This is a genomic window from Mycetocola sp. Y444 (assembly GCF_059445295.1).
Genome location: NZ_JCAIUB010000003.1, coordinates 753092 through 768411, shown reverse-complemented (window position 1 = coordinate 768411; position 15320 = coordinate 753092). Strand labels below are relative to the sequence as shown.

The following is a 15320-nucleotide window of genomic DNA, read 5'->3' as shown; positions in this document are numbered from 1 at the left end:
ATGCCGTGGCGGAGCTATGAAGCGGATGCCGTGGGCGGTTGCCGGTTATCGGCCCGCCACCACGGTCCCCTGGTGGAACCGCAGCACCGGTGCGCCGGTCGAGGTGTCCCACAGTGACGAGTGGCGGCTGTCGCGCTCGTCCCCTCGAATCAGATAGGTGACGAGGGTGAGCCCGTCGGCCAGGTTCGTGAACTGCCAGTCGTCGACGGCCGGGATCTCGCTCGAATCCTCGCTGACGAGCGCGCCGAGGATCTCCTCGCGGGTCCACCGTCGACCGGAACGGCCGATCTCAACGAACTCCGGATGCAGCAGTGCGCGCAGTCGATCGGCGTCGCCGCGCACCGCGGGTGACAAAAGAGCGAGTTCGGCGTCACGAATCGCTGAGTAGGTGTCCACGGCACCAGTGTGCCAGTGCTGACGCGATCGGGCGCGCACGACAGCGCGCTACAGCAGCGGCATCCCCGTGGCGACCTCGGCCTCGGCCCAGATGGCTGAAGCGATGCGCGGGTTCGTCGTCACCTTCGCCGGTCGCGCCACAACCGGCTCGCCCCTGACGAGGAACCGCGGTGCATAGAACGAGCCGCCAACGGCATCCGGATCGATCGCGGCCCGAACGATCGGCCCCGCACCGGCTTCCTTGCTCTGGGTGAACGGCGTCTGCAGCGTATCGACAAAGCGCTTGAACCTTGACGGCTCGTTCACACCGGGGACCGTCCTCGTGCGACCGGAGATCGAATAACCGGGGTGAGCGACGAGCGAGCGGGTGCTGCTTCCTCGCGCGGTCAGCCGCCGGTCGAGCTCGAAGGCGAACGAGGTGAGCATGATCTTCGACGTCGCGTACGCGGTCCAGCCCGAATAGCGCCGCTCGAGCTGCAGGTCGTCCGTGTCGAGCCGAACGAGCAGGGTCGCGAGACTCCCGAGCGAGACCACGCGCGAGGCCGCTGTCCGTTCGAGGGCGGGCAGAGCCGCGGCGGTGAGCGCGAACGCCCCGAAGAAGTTCGTCCCTGTGACGAGTTCGAGTCCGTCCACGGTCTGCTCGCGGTGCCGCGGGGCATGGATGACCCCAGCGTTGTTCACGAGCACATCGAGGCGCGACAACTCCGCGAGCCGGGCGCCGGCATCGCGCACACTCGACAGGTCAGCGACGTCGATGGGCACAACCGTGAGGTCCGCGGCTGGCACGTGTGCGCGAATTGCCCGCACCGCGGCATCCGCTCGCTCAGCGTTTCGAGTGAGGAGAAGAACGGATCCTCCGGCACCGGCCAGCTGATACGCGGTCCAGAACCCGATGCCCGCGTTTGCACCACTAACGGCGACGACCTTGCCCGTTGAGTCCGGCAGGTCGGCGGGGTTCCAGGTCATCGCTCCCCGTTCGCGATCTGCTCGTGGTGGTGGATGACCTCGGCGACGACGAAGTTGAACCACTTTTCGGCGAAGGCCGGGTCGAGCTGCGCGTCTTCGGCGAGGGCGCGGAGCCGGGTGATCTGGCGCTTCTCCCGTTCGGGATCCGCGGCGGGAAGGTCGTGCTCGGCCTTGAGCCTGCCGACCTGCTGGGTGGCCTTGAAGCGTTCGGCGAGCATGTGGATCAGAGCGGCATCGATGTTGTCGATGGTGGATCTCAAACTGAGGAGCTCTGCTGTTGCGTCGGTGTCGGCCATGAACTCAATCTATCGTGCAGCCCGGCAGCGCCGGTCTCGCCGGCCCACCCAGCGGCCCGCCCGCAGTGCTCCCCCGTAGTGTTTGCCCGCAGCGCTCCCCCTCAGTACCGCCCCGCAGCGCTGCCCCGCGCCGAACCCGAACGGCGAGGGGCAACACCGGTCTTAGAGCCGCTCGGGCTGGCTGAGCACCCTGGTGAGCACCGGGCTGGTGGCCTTGAGAGAGAGCCAGACCAGCAGCACGCCGCCGATGAGGCAGCCGGCAATGACGAGGAGCGACGCCGGTGCGATCACAATGGTGATCCCGACGAGCGGCAGAACGAGCACAGCGCCGATGAGCGCTGACCCGAAGGCGACGAACCGCAGCGGACCCATGATCGTGCGAGATCTGGAACTCTCGATCACCTCGCGCGGCATCCCGAGCCGGTCGAGGCCGACGTAGAGGTCGCGGCGGTCGAGGACATTCGCTGCCTGGTTCACCCCGACCGAACAGGCCACCATGAGGAAGCTCATGACGACGGTGATGATGATGCCGGTGCGCACGTCGGCGAGCAGAAGCCTCGTGGCGTCGTCGTAATCACCGGTGAGCGTATTCACGAAGGCGATCCCGGTGCCGGCGACGACGGCGATGAAACTCGTCATCGCAACGCCTGACACCTGCCTCCACGCGGCCTTGGGAGATTCCAGGATGCCACGGGCCGCGATCAGCTGCGCAGCCGTCTTCGCACGGCGGAGTGACAGCTTCGCGGCGATCCCCAGCGCCCACGGGCCGATGAGGTTCAGCACTCCGATCCCGATCCCGATGCCGGTACCGAGGACGAGAATGGTGAGCGCCATATCGGCCATTCCCGCCATCGAACTCAACAGCAGATAGGCGACGATGATCGCGACGACACCGATGACGATGCGCATCCAGTGCATCTTCGGAGCGGACTGGCGGGTGCGAACGCCGAGTGGCGAGATCGTCACCTGGCGGAGTCCGATCGCCGCGCTGATCGCAGCGAGCGCAGCGATGGCGACGACGACGAGTGCGAGAATCCCTGGGCCAACCCAGAGTTCCCCAGCGCCGATGGCAGCGCCACCGAACGGGATGAGGCCCACAAAGGGCATCGCAACCAGATAGAGCACAATGCCGGCAAGAGAACCGAGCACGGCGATCGCCGTTGACTCGAGGACGGTCATCTGCGTCACGACACCCGGCGTTGCGCCGAGCAGTCGCAGCGTGGCAAGACGGTCATCCCGTCGCCGGGCGGACAGCCTCGCCGCGGCGCCACCGAGGGAGGCAAGCGGCACGAGGAGCAGAACCAGGGCGAGCACACTGAGCATCTGGTAAATGGGCGCGTCGGCGTTGTCCTCGAGAGTCCAGCGCCAGAACATGAGTCCTCCGCCGAGCACAATCAGTACGAGGGCCGTCGTGACCGCGAAAGCGATTCCGGGCAAGAGGAGCACCGCGGTGCTCTGTGCGCTCGGTCGTGCGAGCAGCCAGGTCAGGCGGGCGATCGGCGCACGCCCGGAGGGGCGAGGGGCGGATGCCGTCTGCGGCGAGAACGCGGCGGTTGCGGTCATGCTGACACCCCGGTGGTTCCGGTCGTCGAGCCAGCGGCGCCAGCGCCAGGCGCACCGGCGGTGACCCCGGTCGCGTCCGGGAGTACCCGGCCGTCGCGGACCCGGACGATCCGGGAGCAGCGGGCGGCAACCGTCTGATCGTGCGTGACGACGACGAGGGCGTGACCCTGCCCAACTGTAGATCCGAGCAGGGCGCTCATCACGTCATCGCTCGTTGCCGAATCGAGCGCCCCGGTGGGTTCGTCGGCGAACACGACGGTCGCACCGGTGACCTGGGCGCGGGCGATGGCGACGCGCTGTGCCTGCCCACCGGAGAGTTCGCCGATTCGGCGCGTTTCCAGGCCGGCGAGGCCGAGGGCTCCGAGCCAGTGCTGAGCGCGCCCCTCAGCTTCACGCCGGGGGTACCCGGCGAGCATGAGCGGAAGAGCCGTGTTCTCGATGGCGGTGAGTTCCGGAATCAGGAGCCCCTGCTGGAAGACGAAACCGAAAGCCTCGCGACGCAGCTTCGAGCGGTCGCGCTCATTCATCGCTGTGACGTCGACGGCTCCACCCGCCGACTGGAATTCGACGCGACCGGAGTCCGGGGAGGTGATTCCCGCGAGGGTGTGCAGAAGGGTGGTCTTGCCCGACCCTGATGCGCCCATGATTGCCACGGATTCCCCGGCCCTGATCTGGATGTCCACTCCGGCGAGGGCTGTGCTCGGACCGTAGGTCTTCACGAGCGCTGAACCGGACAGGATGGCCGGGGCGGAGAACGAGGTGGTCGGGGGCGTTGCGTACTGGTGAGACGGGTATTGGTTTGTCGGGTGCTGGCTAGACGAGTGCTGGTTAGCCGGGTACTGGTTAGTCGGGTATTGGGGCGTCGAAAAAGTCATGATTCCAGACTCGCCGCCAGCTGGCATCCGCACATCGTGCCCGAGGTTGACGCGGGGTCATCCTCGAGGGTGACCCTGGGTCAGGCTGGCCGCCTGGGCAGCCGGATTCGATTCTGGGTCAGCAGGATGCCGACGAAGACGATGACAGCGCCGAGAGGCTCGTTGAAACCGAGGGTCTCGGAGAGCAGGAGAACACCGAGGATCACTCCGACGACAGGGGTGATGTATGTGACGCTCGAGGTGGCCGTCGGGCCCCACGCCGCGAGGACGTTCATGTTCCAGATGTAGACGATCCCGGTTCCGAAGGCGCCGAGAGCGACGAGGCTGAGCACGACCCAGATGTCGAGCTCGACGCTTTGCCAGGCGATGACGGGGGTGAGCAGGAGCATGATCACCCCGGCGATGCCGATGTACATGAACGCCGCGGTGATCGACGGCACCCGGTAGGGAGCGAGAAACTTCTTGAGGTAGCCGAAGCTGAAGCCGTAGGAGGCGACAGCGCCGATGCAGGCAAGCTGGCCCTGCCAGTTGCCGATCAGGGCACCGGCCTGCCACGGTGCGACGATGACGGTCACACCGAGGATGCCGACGATGACACCGAGCACCTGACCGGCGCTGAGCTTCTCGACCCGGAAGAGGAGCGTCGCCATGAGCGCCGTCATGATCGGGGTAACGGCGTTGAGAATCGACGCGAGACTCGACGAGATGTACTGCTCGCTCCACGCAAAGAGCGTGTACGGGATGACGCAGTAGGTGATGGCGATCACCGTGAAGTGCAGCCAGATCTTCGGGTTGCGCGGAAGCCTCGCGCGGGTCGCGAGCGCAATGATGCCGAGGGTGATGGCGCCAAGCAGGATCCGGGTCCACGCGACCTGGCCGAAGGACACCCCGGTCAGCGCAACCTTCATGAAGAGGAAACTCGCGCCCCAGACCAGTCCCATCCCGATGAACTGGAGGGTGATCCGGCTCGATGGTGCGGTGGCGTAGGACGGGTCTCCGACATTCTGAACGGAGGGAGAAGCTGCAGTGCGAGACACCTCAACAATCTACTCGCGGGGGCGGATCGGCAACTGGCGGAAATCAGCCATCGAACCACGAGATCCTGCCCGCCGAGGGAGCACGACCTGGCCGACGCCAACGGTCAGTGACGCCAACGGTCAGTGACGCCATCGGTCAGCGCAGGGCTACCGTCAGCCCAAGGGCATCCGTCAGCCCAGGGCCACCGGTCCGTCGAAGGCAGCGAGCCTCGTTTCCAGACCGGCACGCACATCGGGCCACTCCTCGACGATCACTGAGAAGAGCGCTGTGGTCCGCCAGCTGCCGTCCGCGCGACGTTTATCGCGGCGGATGAGGCCCTCGAACGTGGCGCCGATTTTGGCGATTGCTGCGCGGGAACGTTCGTTGCGCTCATCCGCCTGGATCGTGACCCGGCCGAATCCGTTATCGAACGCGAGGCCGAGCAACAGCAGCTTGGCTTCGGGGTTCACCGCGGTTCCCCAGACCCGTGGGTCGTATGCCGTCCAGCCGATTTGGGTGTGTTCACTCGCCTCGTTGAAATCGCCGAGGGTCGACGTGCCAACGATGACGCCGTCGGACTCACCGCCGACGAGCCGGATCGTGAACGACTGGTTGCCTCCGACAGCGAAGTACGACTCGGCGAAGCTCCGGAAGGCGGCGAAGTCTTCCGGCAGTCCGTGGGGCCCGCCGCCATACCCGCCGGCGAAGACCTCCGGGTGTGCGATCGCCGAGAACAGGCCGGGATAGTCGTCGGGGGTCATCGGATCGAGTCGGATGAACCGCCCGATGACTGGCGCGGGGTCCGGGATGCGTGCGGTCACCGAATCAGCATAGGGCTGGTTATGCCTTCACCAGGCAGGTCGGCGAGCCAGCTTCGATCGAGCCGATCCGCTTTGACGGGATGCCGCGGGCGTCGAGGAGGAACGTCGCGATCTCGTTTGACTTCTGGTTGGCGACGTGGAGGAAGCGGCCAGACTCGGCGTGGTGTCTCGGCCAGTCTCCGCCGGAGTCGACATCGGAAATCGCGCGCAGTGTCGACCCGTCGCCGCCAATCGTCAGTGTTGACACCCGGTTGGTGCCGCGAATCGAGACGTGCAGTTGTTCCCGCGATGCCGCGATGCTGATCTCCGAGGCGTTGTCGCCGTCTTCGAGAGAGTCTGCTGTTGCCCGCACGGAGGACACGACCCGCCAGGCACCGTCGTCACCGCGTCCGAGGGTGAAGACCTCGTTGGAATACTCGGTGATGACGTGAACGTGTCCTGACGGGTGAAACACGAGGTGTCGCGGGCCGACACCGAACGGCAGGACAACCTCCTGGCTCAGGATCGGGCGGGCGCCGGAGCGACGCCAGATCCTCACCGTGTCGTGGCCGAGGTCCGTCGTTGCGAAGCGGCCATCCGGCAGCACCAGCGACGCGTGTGCGCGGGACGGGCGATCCACGGCGGCGTCATCGACCGCCTTTCGGAGTGCGAGCTCCGCGAAGGGATCGTCGCCGAAGTCGGTGTTCTCCAGTTCGGCCGCACGGGCGGCGAGCGGATCTCCGTACGGGTCGTTGGATGCGGGAGCGACGACACCCTCACCGGCGAGCGCACCGCTGGCAGCGAGCGGGAAGAGCAGCACACGGCCGTCGCCGTAACAACTGGCGATGAGGGTCGAACCGTCGGGCGTCACGGTGAGCTGGCACACCGAGTCCCCCGCTTCGAGGGGTCGGCCGAGCGGGACGAGTCCGGCCTCACCGCGTCTGGCGAGCGCTTCGACCTGGCCGGAGCCCTCGAGCGCCGCGTAGATCACGGGCAGTGTCGGGTGGTTCGCGAGGAAAGATGGCGACTCGACCTGCGAGTGCGACACCGGCTTGAGCGTGCCCGTTTCTTCCTGGCGCAGTGCGCTGATTCCGTCGCCGGAGCCGCCGGCATCCGCTGTATATGAACCGAGCCAGAAGAGCGGGGTGGGGTCGTCGAACTGAGCCATGTCTTTCAGTCTGGCAGCAGTTCGTGCGAGCATGAACCATGGCTACGGCGGAGAAGTTTTCGAGGGCGGCTGATGCGTTTGTCGACGTGGTGCGCGGCATCAAGATCGACCAGTGGGAGACGCTCGGACTTGGCGTCTGGAGCGTCCGATCGCTTGTCGGGCATGCGGCTCGGGCACTCATCACTGTGGGTGATTATCTCGAGCTCGACCCGGCGACGCAGGTCGACATGGAGACAGCCGGCGACTACTACGGGCAGATCTACCTCGTCTATACGAACCCCGAGGCGATCGCGCAGCGTGGCGTGCAGGCAGGGATAGCACTCGGAGATCACCCGATCGACCGGATCGAGGCACTCACGAAGCGCGCACTCGACCTGATTTCGGTGCAGGATGCCGGTCGGCTGGTGTCGCTCGGCGGCATGGGTATTCCGTTGGATGAGTACCTCAAGACGCGGGTGTTCGAGCTGGTTGTTCGCTCCATCGACATTGCGCGGGCAACGGGTCAGGTTGCGCACTTCGCTCCTGACCTGATCGAGGAGTCGGCGTCTCTCGCGGCGGGGATCGCGGCGAGGAAGGGTGACGGCGAACTGGTGCTGATGGCGCTGACCGGTCGGGAGCCACTGCCGGAGCGGTTCAGCGTGGTGTGAAACAAACGAACCGGTTCTTTTCCGCGAGCGCCGTGCGGGGTATCGTCGAACGATGAGTTTCATCGAAGCTCGCGAGCTTCGGAAGACGTACTCCCCCAAGGGTGCCAACCCGGTCCACGCACTGGACGGGCTGGATCTCTCTGTGCCCCAGGGCACGATCACCGCGATTCTCGGCCCGAATGGTGCAGGGAAGACGACCGCGGTGAAGGTGCTCACAACGCTTATCGTTCCCGACAGCGGTTCAGTGACCATCGGCGGCATCGATGTTGTTGCACGGCCGGAGGCCATCCGTCCGATCATCGGTGTCTCGGGCCAGTACGCCGCGGTCGACGAAAACCTGACGGGGTTCGAGAACCTCGACATGGTTGGCCGGCTCTATCACCTCGGCGCGAAGGCGTCGCGTGCGCGTGCTCGGGAACTGATCGAACTGTTCGAGCTGTCCGAGGCGCAGAACCGACCGGTGAAGGGATTCTCCGGAGGGATGCGCCGCCGGATCGACCTTGCCGGTGCGCTTGTGACGAGACCGAGTGTGCTGTTCCTTGACGAACCGACCACCGGTCTCGACCCGCGCAGCCGGCTGGGAATGTGGGACATCATCAGGTCGCTCGTCGACGGGGGTACGACGGTACTTCTCACCACCCAGTACCTCGAGGAAGCCGACCAGCTTGCTGACGACATCAGTGTGATCGACACGGGCAAGGTGATCGCGAAGGGAACGGCCGATGAGCTCAAGGCGTCTGTCGGCGGACAGCGGGTGGAGCTGAACCTCGTGACAGCGGACGACGTCGTTGACGCCGTCGAGGTTCTGCGTCGCTTCGGCACAGTGGAACCAGCGATATCGAACGACTCCCGCACGGTTACCGTCAGTGTCGAGAGCGGGCCTGAGGCCTTGCAGCTCGTCCTCGGTGAACTCAACGTCAGAAACGTCGCACTCTTTGACGCGGGGATGCGACGACCGACGCTCGACGACGTCTTCCTCCGGCTCACGGGTCACATTGCCACAGCAGAGCTCGACGAGGAAAACGACGAACCGGATGCCGGCACTCGGAAGAGGACGTCGGCGTGACCGAAACGCGCACCCCCGGAATAGACATTCCGCATCAGCCGGGAGCGATCGTCGGCTGGCTCAATGACGGCTGGATCACGACGAGGCGCAACCTCATCAAGATCAAGCGGGTGCCGGACATCCTCGTCTTCACGACCCTGCAGCCGATCATGTTCGTCCTTCTCTTCACCTACGTGTACGCGGGAGTGATCGAGATCCCCGGGAGCACATACGCCGACTTCATCATGGCCGGTATCTTTGCGCAGACCGTCGTTTTCGGGTCGACCTACTCCGGTTCGGCGATGGCACAGGACTTGAAGGACGGCATCATCGACAGGTTCCGCACCCTGCCGATGAGTCCGTCGGCAGTGCTCGTCGGACGGACGAACGGGGACCTGCTGATCAACACACTCTCGATGGTCGTGATGATGGCGACAGGCTTCATTGTCGGCTGGCGTATCCACTCGAGCTTCCTCGAGGCTGTTGCGGCTGTCGCACTCCTTCTCCTCTTTGCCTATGCGCTGTCCTGGGTGATGGCGTATCTCGGGATGACCGTGCGGAGCCCGGAGGTAATCAACAATGTGTCGTTCCTCGTCCTGTTCCCGCTCACCTTCATCTCAAACGCTTTTGTTCCGGCCGAGACTCTGCCCGGTCCGCTCAGGACGTTCGCGGAATGGAATCCGGTGACATCCCTGGTGCAGGCCGCGCGGGAGCTGTTCGGTAATGTTCCACCTGGCACTCCTGTCGGTGACAGCTGGGTGCAGCAGAACCCTGCGGTTGCGGTTCTGATCGGCGTTGCCGTGATTCTTCTTATCTTTGTGCCGCTGAGCGTACGGCGATTCTCACGGGTCACCTCACGGTGAGATCAGGACCCCCGTGCGGGGGTGTTACGCAAATCTTGATCAAGCTCCGCAATCTTGCAGAAAACCTGACGGTTGGCATCCGTCAATCCTGATCCGGGCCGGTCAGACTCAATCCAGTGGCCACCCGAGGCCACGACCCCGGACGGTTCCCCTGACCGTCCGAGGGCAGATGCCCGGTTGAGTAGAGAGTGGGGCACGGTGACGTTTTCCCCGGACGACCAGCACCTCATCCTCGCCGGGCATCTGCCTGTTTTCGACGACAAACCCCTCAACGATCTGCTCGAGGCTCTCGAGAATGACACCGATGCGGTAGCACGGTTCGTTGAGGCGTTCGTGGACCAGTGGCCTGACAGGGTGACGCGGATTGCCGATCGTCTGCGCGCCGCGGACAGCGGGGGCGCGCTGACGGCCATTCTCAGCGTCAAAGTGTCGAGCGGGATGATCGGCGCGACCCGGCTGGCGTCGTTCTCAGCCGGACTGGAGAATGCGGTGCGCAGCGCAGACTTCGCTGCCGCCCTCAGGGGTCTTCCCATGCTTCGGGAAATCGGGGAAGCCACCCTGCTCGCGCTCCCCGTGCGATGGTCAAACTCCGACGTCGCTGTCGCGTCCTGAGCCGCATCCTGCCGCATCCTGCCGAATCGAGCCGCATCGAGCCGCATCGAGCCGCATCGAGCCGCCAGCGAAGTGGGCAGCTTCAGCGAGTGCAGATCAGGCTGGGAACTCGGGTTCGCGGGCCGGAGGCAGTCGGTATCCCACTCCGCGCACGGTCTCGACCCAGCGGGGGCGCTTGGGGTCATCGGACAGTTTGCGACGGAGGTTTGCGAAGTGAACCTCGATCGCTCGCTCCTCCGACTCACTGACGAAGTCGTTCGCGACATATTCCTCATCGCGGAGTTCGCGAACGAGATCCGCCTTTGAGCGCACCCGGCGCTTACTGCTCAGCAGCGACTGGAGCAGGTCGAACTCTGTCCGCGTCAGGTCGAGCTCGGAATCGTTGAGCTCGACGGTGCGGGTGTCTGCGTTGAGCGTGATCCCGTTGTGGCGGAACACCAGTTCACCGGCGTCATCGGCAGCAGGATCGGCGAGCCGCACCGGGTTCGTTTCGCGCACCGATATCGGCGCTGTCGAGGAGGAGTCCCGCGTCTGTCCTGACGCTGGCCCTGTCGGGCCCGGCACCTGGGTGGCTGACTGTCCGATCGGCTGCGTTTCAGGAATCGGTGAATGCGCACCCGTCTGGCCCGCGGCATCCGTTTGATCTGACGAAGCCGAGCTGCGCGGTCGGCGCATCATCGCGCCGATGCGCGCTCGCAGTTCGCGTGGCCGGAACGGTTTGACGACGTAATCGTCGGCGCCGGACTCGAGGCCGAAGAGCAGGTCCGCTTCGTCGCCCTGCGCGGTGATCATGACGATGTAGCAGTCGCTGAACAGCCGGATACGGCGTGCGACCTCGAGCCCGTCGATATCGATGAGTCCGATGTCCAGGGTTACAACGCTGGGCGACAGTGTGCGGACGAGCTCGACGCCTTCGGCCCCGTCTGCGGTCGACGAAACATCGAACCCGGCCTGGCGAAGCACAGTTTCGATGAGGCCACGAATGTCGCCATCGTCTTCGATCACAACGGCGGTGCGGCTAGTACGTTCAGACATTTTTCCGCTATTCCCAGACCGGCACACCAACTGACAAGGGAGCTAGCTGCCTTGATGTGGAGCGTGACCCCCTGTCACGCTCCCTAAACCTTAGTGGGACTGGGAGGGTGTGGAAGTTTTTCGCTTACCCCCCAGAAAGAGGAGTCCGATTGTGGTAACGATCGCGGCAACGATCAGAAGGTCGCGGGCAGACGTTCCCGTGCTCGGAAGAATCGGGATGAGGGAGGCGAGGGGGCCGTCAGTCCCGGGTTGCGTCGGTGTGGACTCCGGCAGATCTGCCGCTGTAACAATGAGTGACAGGTCGATGCTCTGTTGCTGGGTGGCATTGCCCGAGGAGAAAGGCAACTCGAAGGTCACCTCGATGGGGACCGAGGATGCCGCGCTGCGGCCCAGGTCGAAGACGGCAGCACCCGTCATCAGAGCGGATGCCGTCGACGAGAGTTCGATTCCGTTGGTGCGGATGCTGATCATCACGTCTTCTTCAATGGCGGCGGCTGTCGTGCGTGCGGCATCCGACCAGCTACCGAGGGTGATGAGAAGGTTTGAGTCGCCCTCGCCGGTTCGGTGAGCGATGACTGTCGTGCTTACTTTGTCGCCCGGGACCATCACCCAGTCGCTGAACAGTGTGCCGATCGGGCTGCCGTCGACGCGGGTGAGGTGAAGCGCGCGGTCGTCACCTTCGGCGTGTGCGACGGTGGGAGCAGCAGCGAGACCGAGGATGCTGACCGTTGCGATCGCGATGAGGGCTGCGGCGATGCGGGCGAGGAGCCGGAAGGTGGTCATCGTTTGACGAACACCTCCACGGCGAGGTCGGTGGGCAGCGCACCGTTTGTTGTGGTCGCGGTTGCGCCCCACCACTCGAGCACGACGTACTGGATCGCAGTACCGGTCTTGTCTTCCAGGGCCGCGTCGCTTGGTCCTACAGGAGTCTGAAGGAGCGTGAACGCCGGCGTGGGCACTACGTTCACGGGCCTCTGGACAAACCTCTGTTCATATTCGTGCACTGCGTTGTTTCGTGGACAGGCGGCGCCTGACTCGTCAGCAAACTCCGACCACGGCAGCCACGTGAAAAACCAATATCGGTCCCTGCACTGAAGTTGATCTTTCATCGTTTGCCACAGACCGCCATCGGCGTAGTACTTGTTCGCGAGGTACGTCGCTGAGTTGCCGAGAACGGCGCCGGACGCCGTCGCCGATTCGTCGTGCGAGAACGAATTCGCAAACGTTGCGCCGTCGCCTCCGAGCGCGGGAGTTACCGCGCAACTCAGTCCAGAACACGCGGGTTCCTTCTGGTGGTTCGCCGGCAGCTCGTTGCGTCCATTTGTGAGAAGCCAGCTGTACCGCATAGTGACCTCGTGAGTGCCGTCAGCGGTGACGCCACCCAGGGTGTTCTTTCCGCGGTGCAGATCGCGGAGCTCGTTGCCTGCGCGTGTCGAAGCCTGGGTTGCCCCGGACGTGAGTGAACCCCGGGGATCCAATCTCGCTCCGGCGAGGGAGCCTGCGGCGACCGGCGAGGTCAACCAGTTGAGGTTGGCCGAGGCATACGCGCCCCGCCAGGCTGTCGCTTTGATCGATCCAGCAGGGATCGCAGAGGCATCACTGCAGCTCCAGAGCCGAATACCCAGCTGGCCGGGTTGAGCCGACGGCACCGTCTCTTTGCCACCGACCGGTGCGTATTCCGCGACGTTGGCCACGGGCAGCACGAGCATCCGGACCGGAGTGGATGTCCTGGCCGTTTCAGGGGCATCGACCGCGGTGAAGTCGTTGAGTCGATACACGTTCTTGAACTGGGACGAGCCGGGAACGCTGCACCAGTCACCTACCGGCGTTGTGCTCGATGTGACGGTCTTCGTGTTCGTGAGGTTCGCGCCGGTCGTTGAGGCAGGTAGTCCAATGGCGAGAAGCGCGACGATGACCCCGAGGGCGGCGGTGAAGCGAGACCGGGTGGGGTTTGTGCGGTGACGGCGGGTCATAGTGGCCTCGCCACCTGGGTGAGCGTGGCGTTGACGGTGAAGGCCGGCAGGCTCGTGAGACGGATGCCTCTGAGGCTCCACGCTGCGGATTCGCAGGAGGTTCCAGTGCAGGGAATCGAGAGCGTCAGGGTGAAGGTGCACGCAACACCCTTGGCGAGGGCGGCAACGCTCGAAATTTTGGTCTGGACGTTCCCGCCGACGGTGGTGACGGCATCCGCTGTGCATCCGGTGCTGGCGACGATCGCATACTGAAGTCCTGCGCCTTCGAGGGCCTGAAGGGTGTCGTCTCTGGGAGCCGTGATCGTGCCCGTGAGTTGTGCGGGAGTGGCTGATGACGCTGCGTTGCGGGCCGTGAAGGTGATTTTCTGGCCGCGGACCCCGGGGACGATGCCACCCGAACCGCGGGGTGTGAGGTTTGCGGGCTGGGCTGACAAGGCGACCGTCTCCCAGTTGGAGGTCAGGACCTCAACGGCGAGGTCACCCCCGACCGCGTCAGAGAACGTGTTCGACGTTGTGTCGTTGAGCGAGGCTGTGGTGACGGGCCCGCCGATGAGAGCGGCCGCGGCCACAAACGCGAGAACCGCTCCAATGAGCGGCTTTCTGTGATTCCCGGGGGCCGAGGTGCGGTGCTTGTTCACGCTACTTCGCAACCTGAGTCAGGGAGTAGTCGGCGGCCAGCGTGACCCGTCCACCCATCGTGTCGTTGTAGTCGCCCGGGTTTCCCCAGGGGAAAGCGATCTCGACGACGACGGGGACTGTTGTCTTTCCGTTGTGGGTCGCGGTGGAGAGGGTAACCGCGCGTTCTGCGGTGGAATCCAGAGCGAATTCGGTGGTACCGATCTTTGTGACCTTCATGGTAACCGCCGATTTCAGTGCGTTGTTCGCTTTCGTATCACTAGCCGGGGCCACTTTAGGTGAGACGAGGAACTTGGCGTTCATGTTCTGGCCGATGAGGGTCACAGGGACATTCACTGTGGCTGTGACGACATCACCGGGAACGAGGGCGCCACCGCGGTATGGGGCGTTGCCGGTGCAGGTGGGCGTGCACTGCTTGATGGTGGGGCTCGTCATTGTGAGCTCCGCAGAGGACCCGAGGTCCAGTTCGCCGGATTGGATAGCCTGAGCTGCACTCGATGTGGTGTCAGACCAGAAGGCGAGGGTGCCGGCGCCACCGAGGAGGAGTGTGGAACCGAGGACCGCTGCGACGGAGACTCCGATGAGAGTGCGGACTGACTTCTTCATGGTGGCTCCTTTCGTGCGGTGATGAGTCTGGGGGTGAAGTGGGTGTTACTGGCGGAAAAAATGGGCCCTGCCGAGTCGATTACACGACAGGGCCCGTGGGATCAGCTTCGGGGCTGATCCCGCCTCCGCTGCAGGTGAAGCTGTTTACTACGGGGTGACGACGGGGGTTGCGGTGGGGGTGGTACCAGCCGCGACCTGCGTAAGGGTGTACGTCGCAGCAAAAGTTGCAGACTTGGCAGCCGCGAGAATGTTCTCGTTCGCGGAGGTGCCCCACGGCATCGTCACAGAGATGACGACGGGAACATTTCCAGTCCTCGCGCCGGTGAAGGTCTTCGTAGCGCCGGCCGTGTTATCGACCGAGACGATTGAGACCTGAAGAGCTTCGGTCAGCTTGGTGTCGCTGGCCACTGCAGGGATGACCACAGCATTGCTCACGTCTAGCTTGGCCTTCATGTTCGTACCAGCGAGAGTGACCGGCACCTGAACTGTCGCGGTCAGGACGTCACCCGGTGCGACGGACATCGTCGCGGAATCGAATGTAACAGGGGCCGTCCGCGTGGTCACAGCGGTTGAACCGGTTCCGGTGGTTACCACCTGCTGAAGGCTCCACGTGCCCGCCGCAATTGTGCTGAGGTTGAGGTTACCGGAGGAGATCGTCTGGCTAACGCTGGTCTCGTTGTCGGACCAGTAAGCCAGCGTGCCAGCTCCACCGAGCAGCAGAACAGCGCCGACGGCTGCGGCAGCCGCAGCAGCGGTGGTCTTCTTCATGTTGAACTTCTTCATGGTGTGCTTCTTTCTCTGGGCCTGGCAGCGGAGGAGCTA

Annotated in this window: 18 protein-coding genes; 4 read left to right on the top strand and 14 right to left on the bottom strand. The window is 64.6% G+C overall.

From position 1 onward, the window contains the following. Positions 1 to 45: 45 nt before the first annotated feature. From AC1C2M_RS15145 to AC1C2M_RS15110, 8 genes are all read right to left on the bottom strand, one after another. Positions 46 to 396, bottom strand: coding sequence for a nuclear transport factor 2 family protein (locus AC1C2M_RS15145; RefSeq protein ID WP_495437429.1), 351 nt, complete (start codon positions 394 to 396; stop codon positions 46 to 48). Between the two features lie 48 nt (positions 397 to 444). Beyond that, on the bottom strand, positions 445 to 1362 hold the full coding sequence (locus AC1C2M_RS15140; RefSeq protein ID WP_495437427.1) for an SDR family NAD(P)-dependent oxidoreductase: 918 nt from the start codon (positions 1360 to 1362) through the stop codon (positions 445 to 447). Beyond that, entirely contained in the window at positions 1359 to 1658 is a 300-nt protein-coding gene (locus AC1C2M_RS15135; RefSeq protein WP_483406019.1) for a chorismate mutase, read from the bottom strand. Before AC1C2M_RS15135 ends, AC1C2M_RS15140 begins: the two co-directional genes overlap by 4 nt. Before the next feature lie 162 nt (positions 1659 to 1820). After that, a complete protein-coding gene (locus tag AC1C2M_RS15130) occupies positions 1821 to 3221 on the bottom strand; it encodes an FtsX-like permease family protein (protein ID WP_495437426.1) in 1401 nt (466 codons plus the stop codon). After that, positions 3218 to 4096, bottom strand: coding sequence for an ABC transporter ATP-binding protein (locus AC1C2M_RS15125; RefSeq protein WP_495437424.1), 879 nt, complete (start codon positions 4094 to 4096; stop codon positions 3218 to 3220). The genes AC1C2M_RS15130 and AC1C2M_RS15125 overlap by 4 nt, the downstream gene beginning before the upstream one ends. Before the next feature lie 80 nt (positions 4097 to 4176). Next, positions 4177 to 5133, bottom strand: coding sequence for a DMT family transporter (locus AC1C2M_RS15120; RefSeq protein ID WP_495437423.1), 957 nt, complete (start codon positions 5131 to 5133; stop codon positions 4177 to 4179). A gap of 171 nt (positions 5134 to 5304) precedes the next feature. Then, positions 5305 to 5934: a GNAT family N-acetyltransferase gene (locus AC1C2M_RS15115; RefSeq protein WP_495437421.1), complete on the bottom strand. Its 630-nt coding sequence runs from the start codon at positions 5932 to 5934 to the stop codon at positions 5305 to 5307. A 19-nt stretch (positions 5935 to 5953) separates the two neighbouring features. Beyond that, on the bottom strand, positions 5954 to 7081 hold the full coding sequence (locus tag AC1C2M_RS15110) for a lactonase family protein (protein ID WP_495437420.1): 1128 nt from the start codon (positions 7079 to 7081) through the stop codon (positions 5954 to 5956). A gap of 38 nt (positions 7082 to 7119) precedes the next feature. Here AC1C2M_RS15110 and AC1C2M_RS15105 point away from each other — a divergent pair, with 38 nt between their 5' ends. The 4 genes from AC1C2M_RS15105 to AC1C2M_RS15090 all read left to right on the top strand — a co-directional run bounded on the left by AC1C2M_RS15105 (position 7120) and on the right by AC1C2M_RS15090 (position 10248). Continuing rightward, positions 7120 to 7728 carry a DinB family protein gene (locus tag AC1C2M_RS15105; RefSeq protein WP_495437418.1) on the top strand — a complete coding sequence of 203 codons (609 nt, stop codon included), beginning with the start codon at positions 7120 to 7122 and terminating at the stop codon, positions 7726 to 7728. Positions 7729 to 7780: 52 nt separating this feature from the next. Next, on the top strand, positions 7781 to 8794 hold the full coding sequence (locus AC1C2M_RS15100; protein WP_495437416.1) for an ATP-binding cassette domain-containing protein: 1014 nt from the start codon (positions 7781 to 7783) through the stop codon (positions 8792 to 8794). Then, positions 8791 to 9636, top strand: a complete 846-nt coding sequence (locus AC1C2M_RS15095) for an ABC transporter permease (RefSeq protein WP_495437415.1) — start codon at positions 8791 to 8793, stop codon at positions 9634 to 9636. Before AC1C2M_RS15100 ends, AC1C2M_RS15095 begins: the two co-directional genes overlap by 4 nt. 198 nt (positions 9637 to 9834) lie before the next feature. Continuing rightward, positions 9835 to 10248 (top strand): Hpt domain-containing protein, encoded by a 414-nt coding sequence (locus AC1C2M_RS15090; RefSeq protein WP_495437413.1) that lies wholly within the window; start codon positions 9835 to 9837, stop codon positions 10246 to 10248. A gap of 96 nt (positions 10249 to 10344) precedes the next feature. On the opposite strand, the gene AC1C2M_RS15085 is transcribed toward AC1C2M_RS15090, so the two are convergent. The 6 genes from AC1C2M_RS15085 to AC1C2M_RS15060 form a co-directional block, all read right to left on the bottom strand. After that, on the bottom strand, positions 10345 to 11283 hold the full coding sequence (locus AC1C2M_RS15085; RefSeq protein ID WP_495437412.1) for a response regulator transcription factor: 939 nt from the start codon (positions 11281 to 11283) through the stop codon (positions 10345 to 10347). A 90-nt stretch (positions 11284 to 11373) separates the two neighbouring features. Next, complete coding sequence (locus AC1C2M_RS15080) at positions 11374 to 12066, bottom strand: LPXTG cell wall anchor domain-containing protein (protein WP_495437411.1); 693 nt, start codon at positions 12064 to 12066, stop codon at positions 11374 to 11376. Next, positions 12063 to 13256 (bottom strand): hypothetical protein, encoded by a 1194-nt coding sequence (locus AC1C2M_RS15075; protein WP_495437410.1) that lies wholly within the window; start codon positions 13254 to 13256, stop codon positions 12063 to 12065. The genes AC1C2M_RS15080 and AC1C2M_RS15075 overlap by 4 nt, the downstream gene beginning before the upstream one ends. Beyond that, positions 13253 to 13894 carry a hypothetical protein gene (locus tag AC1C2M_RS15070; RefSeq protein WP_495437408.1) on the bottom strand — a complete coding sequence of 214 codons (642 nt, stop codon included), beginning with the start codon at positions 13892 to 13894 and terminating at the stop codon, positions 13253 to 13255. The genes AC1C2M_RS15075 and AC1C2M_RS15070 overlap by 4 nt, the downstream gene beginning before the upstream one ends. Position 13895: 1 nt before the next feature. Further along, positions 13896 to 14498, bottom strand: a complete 603-nt coding sequence (locus tag AC1C2M_RS15065; RefSeq protein WP_495437407.1) for an alternate-type signal peptide domain-containing protein — start codon at positions 14496 to 14498, stop codon at positions 13896 to 13898. A gap of 147 nt (positions 14499 to 14645) precedes the next feature. Continuing rightward, entirely contained in the window at positions 14646 to 15281 is a 636-nt protein-coding gene (locus AC1C2M_RS15060) for an alternate-type signal peptide domain-containing protein (RefSeq protein WP_495437406.1), read from the bottom strand. Positions 15282 to 15320: the final 39 nt, after the last annotated feature.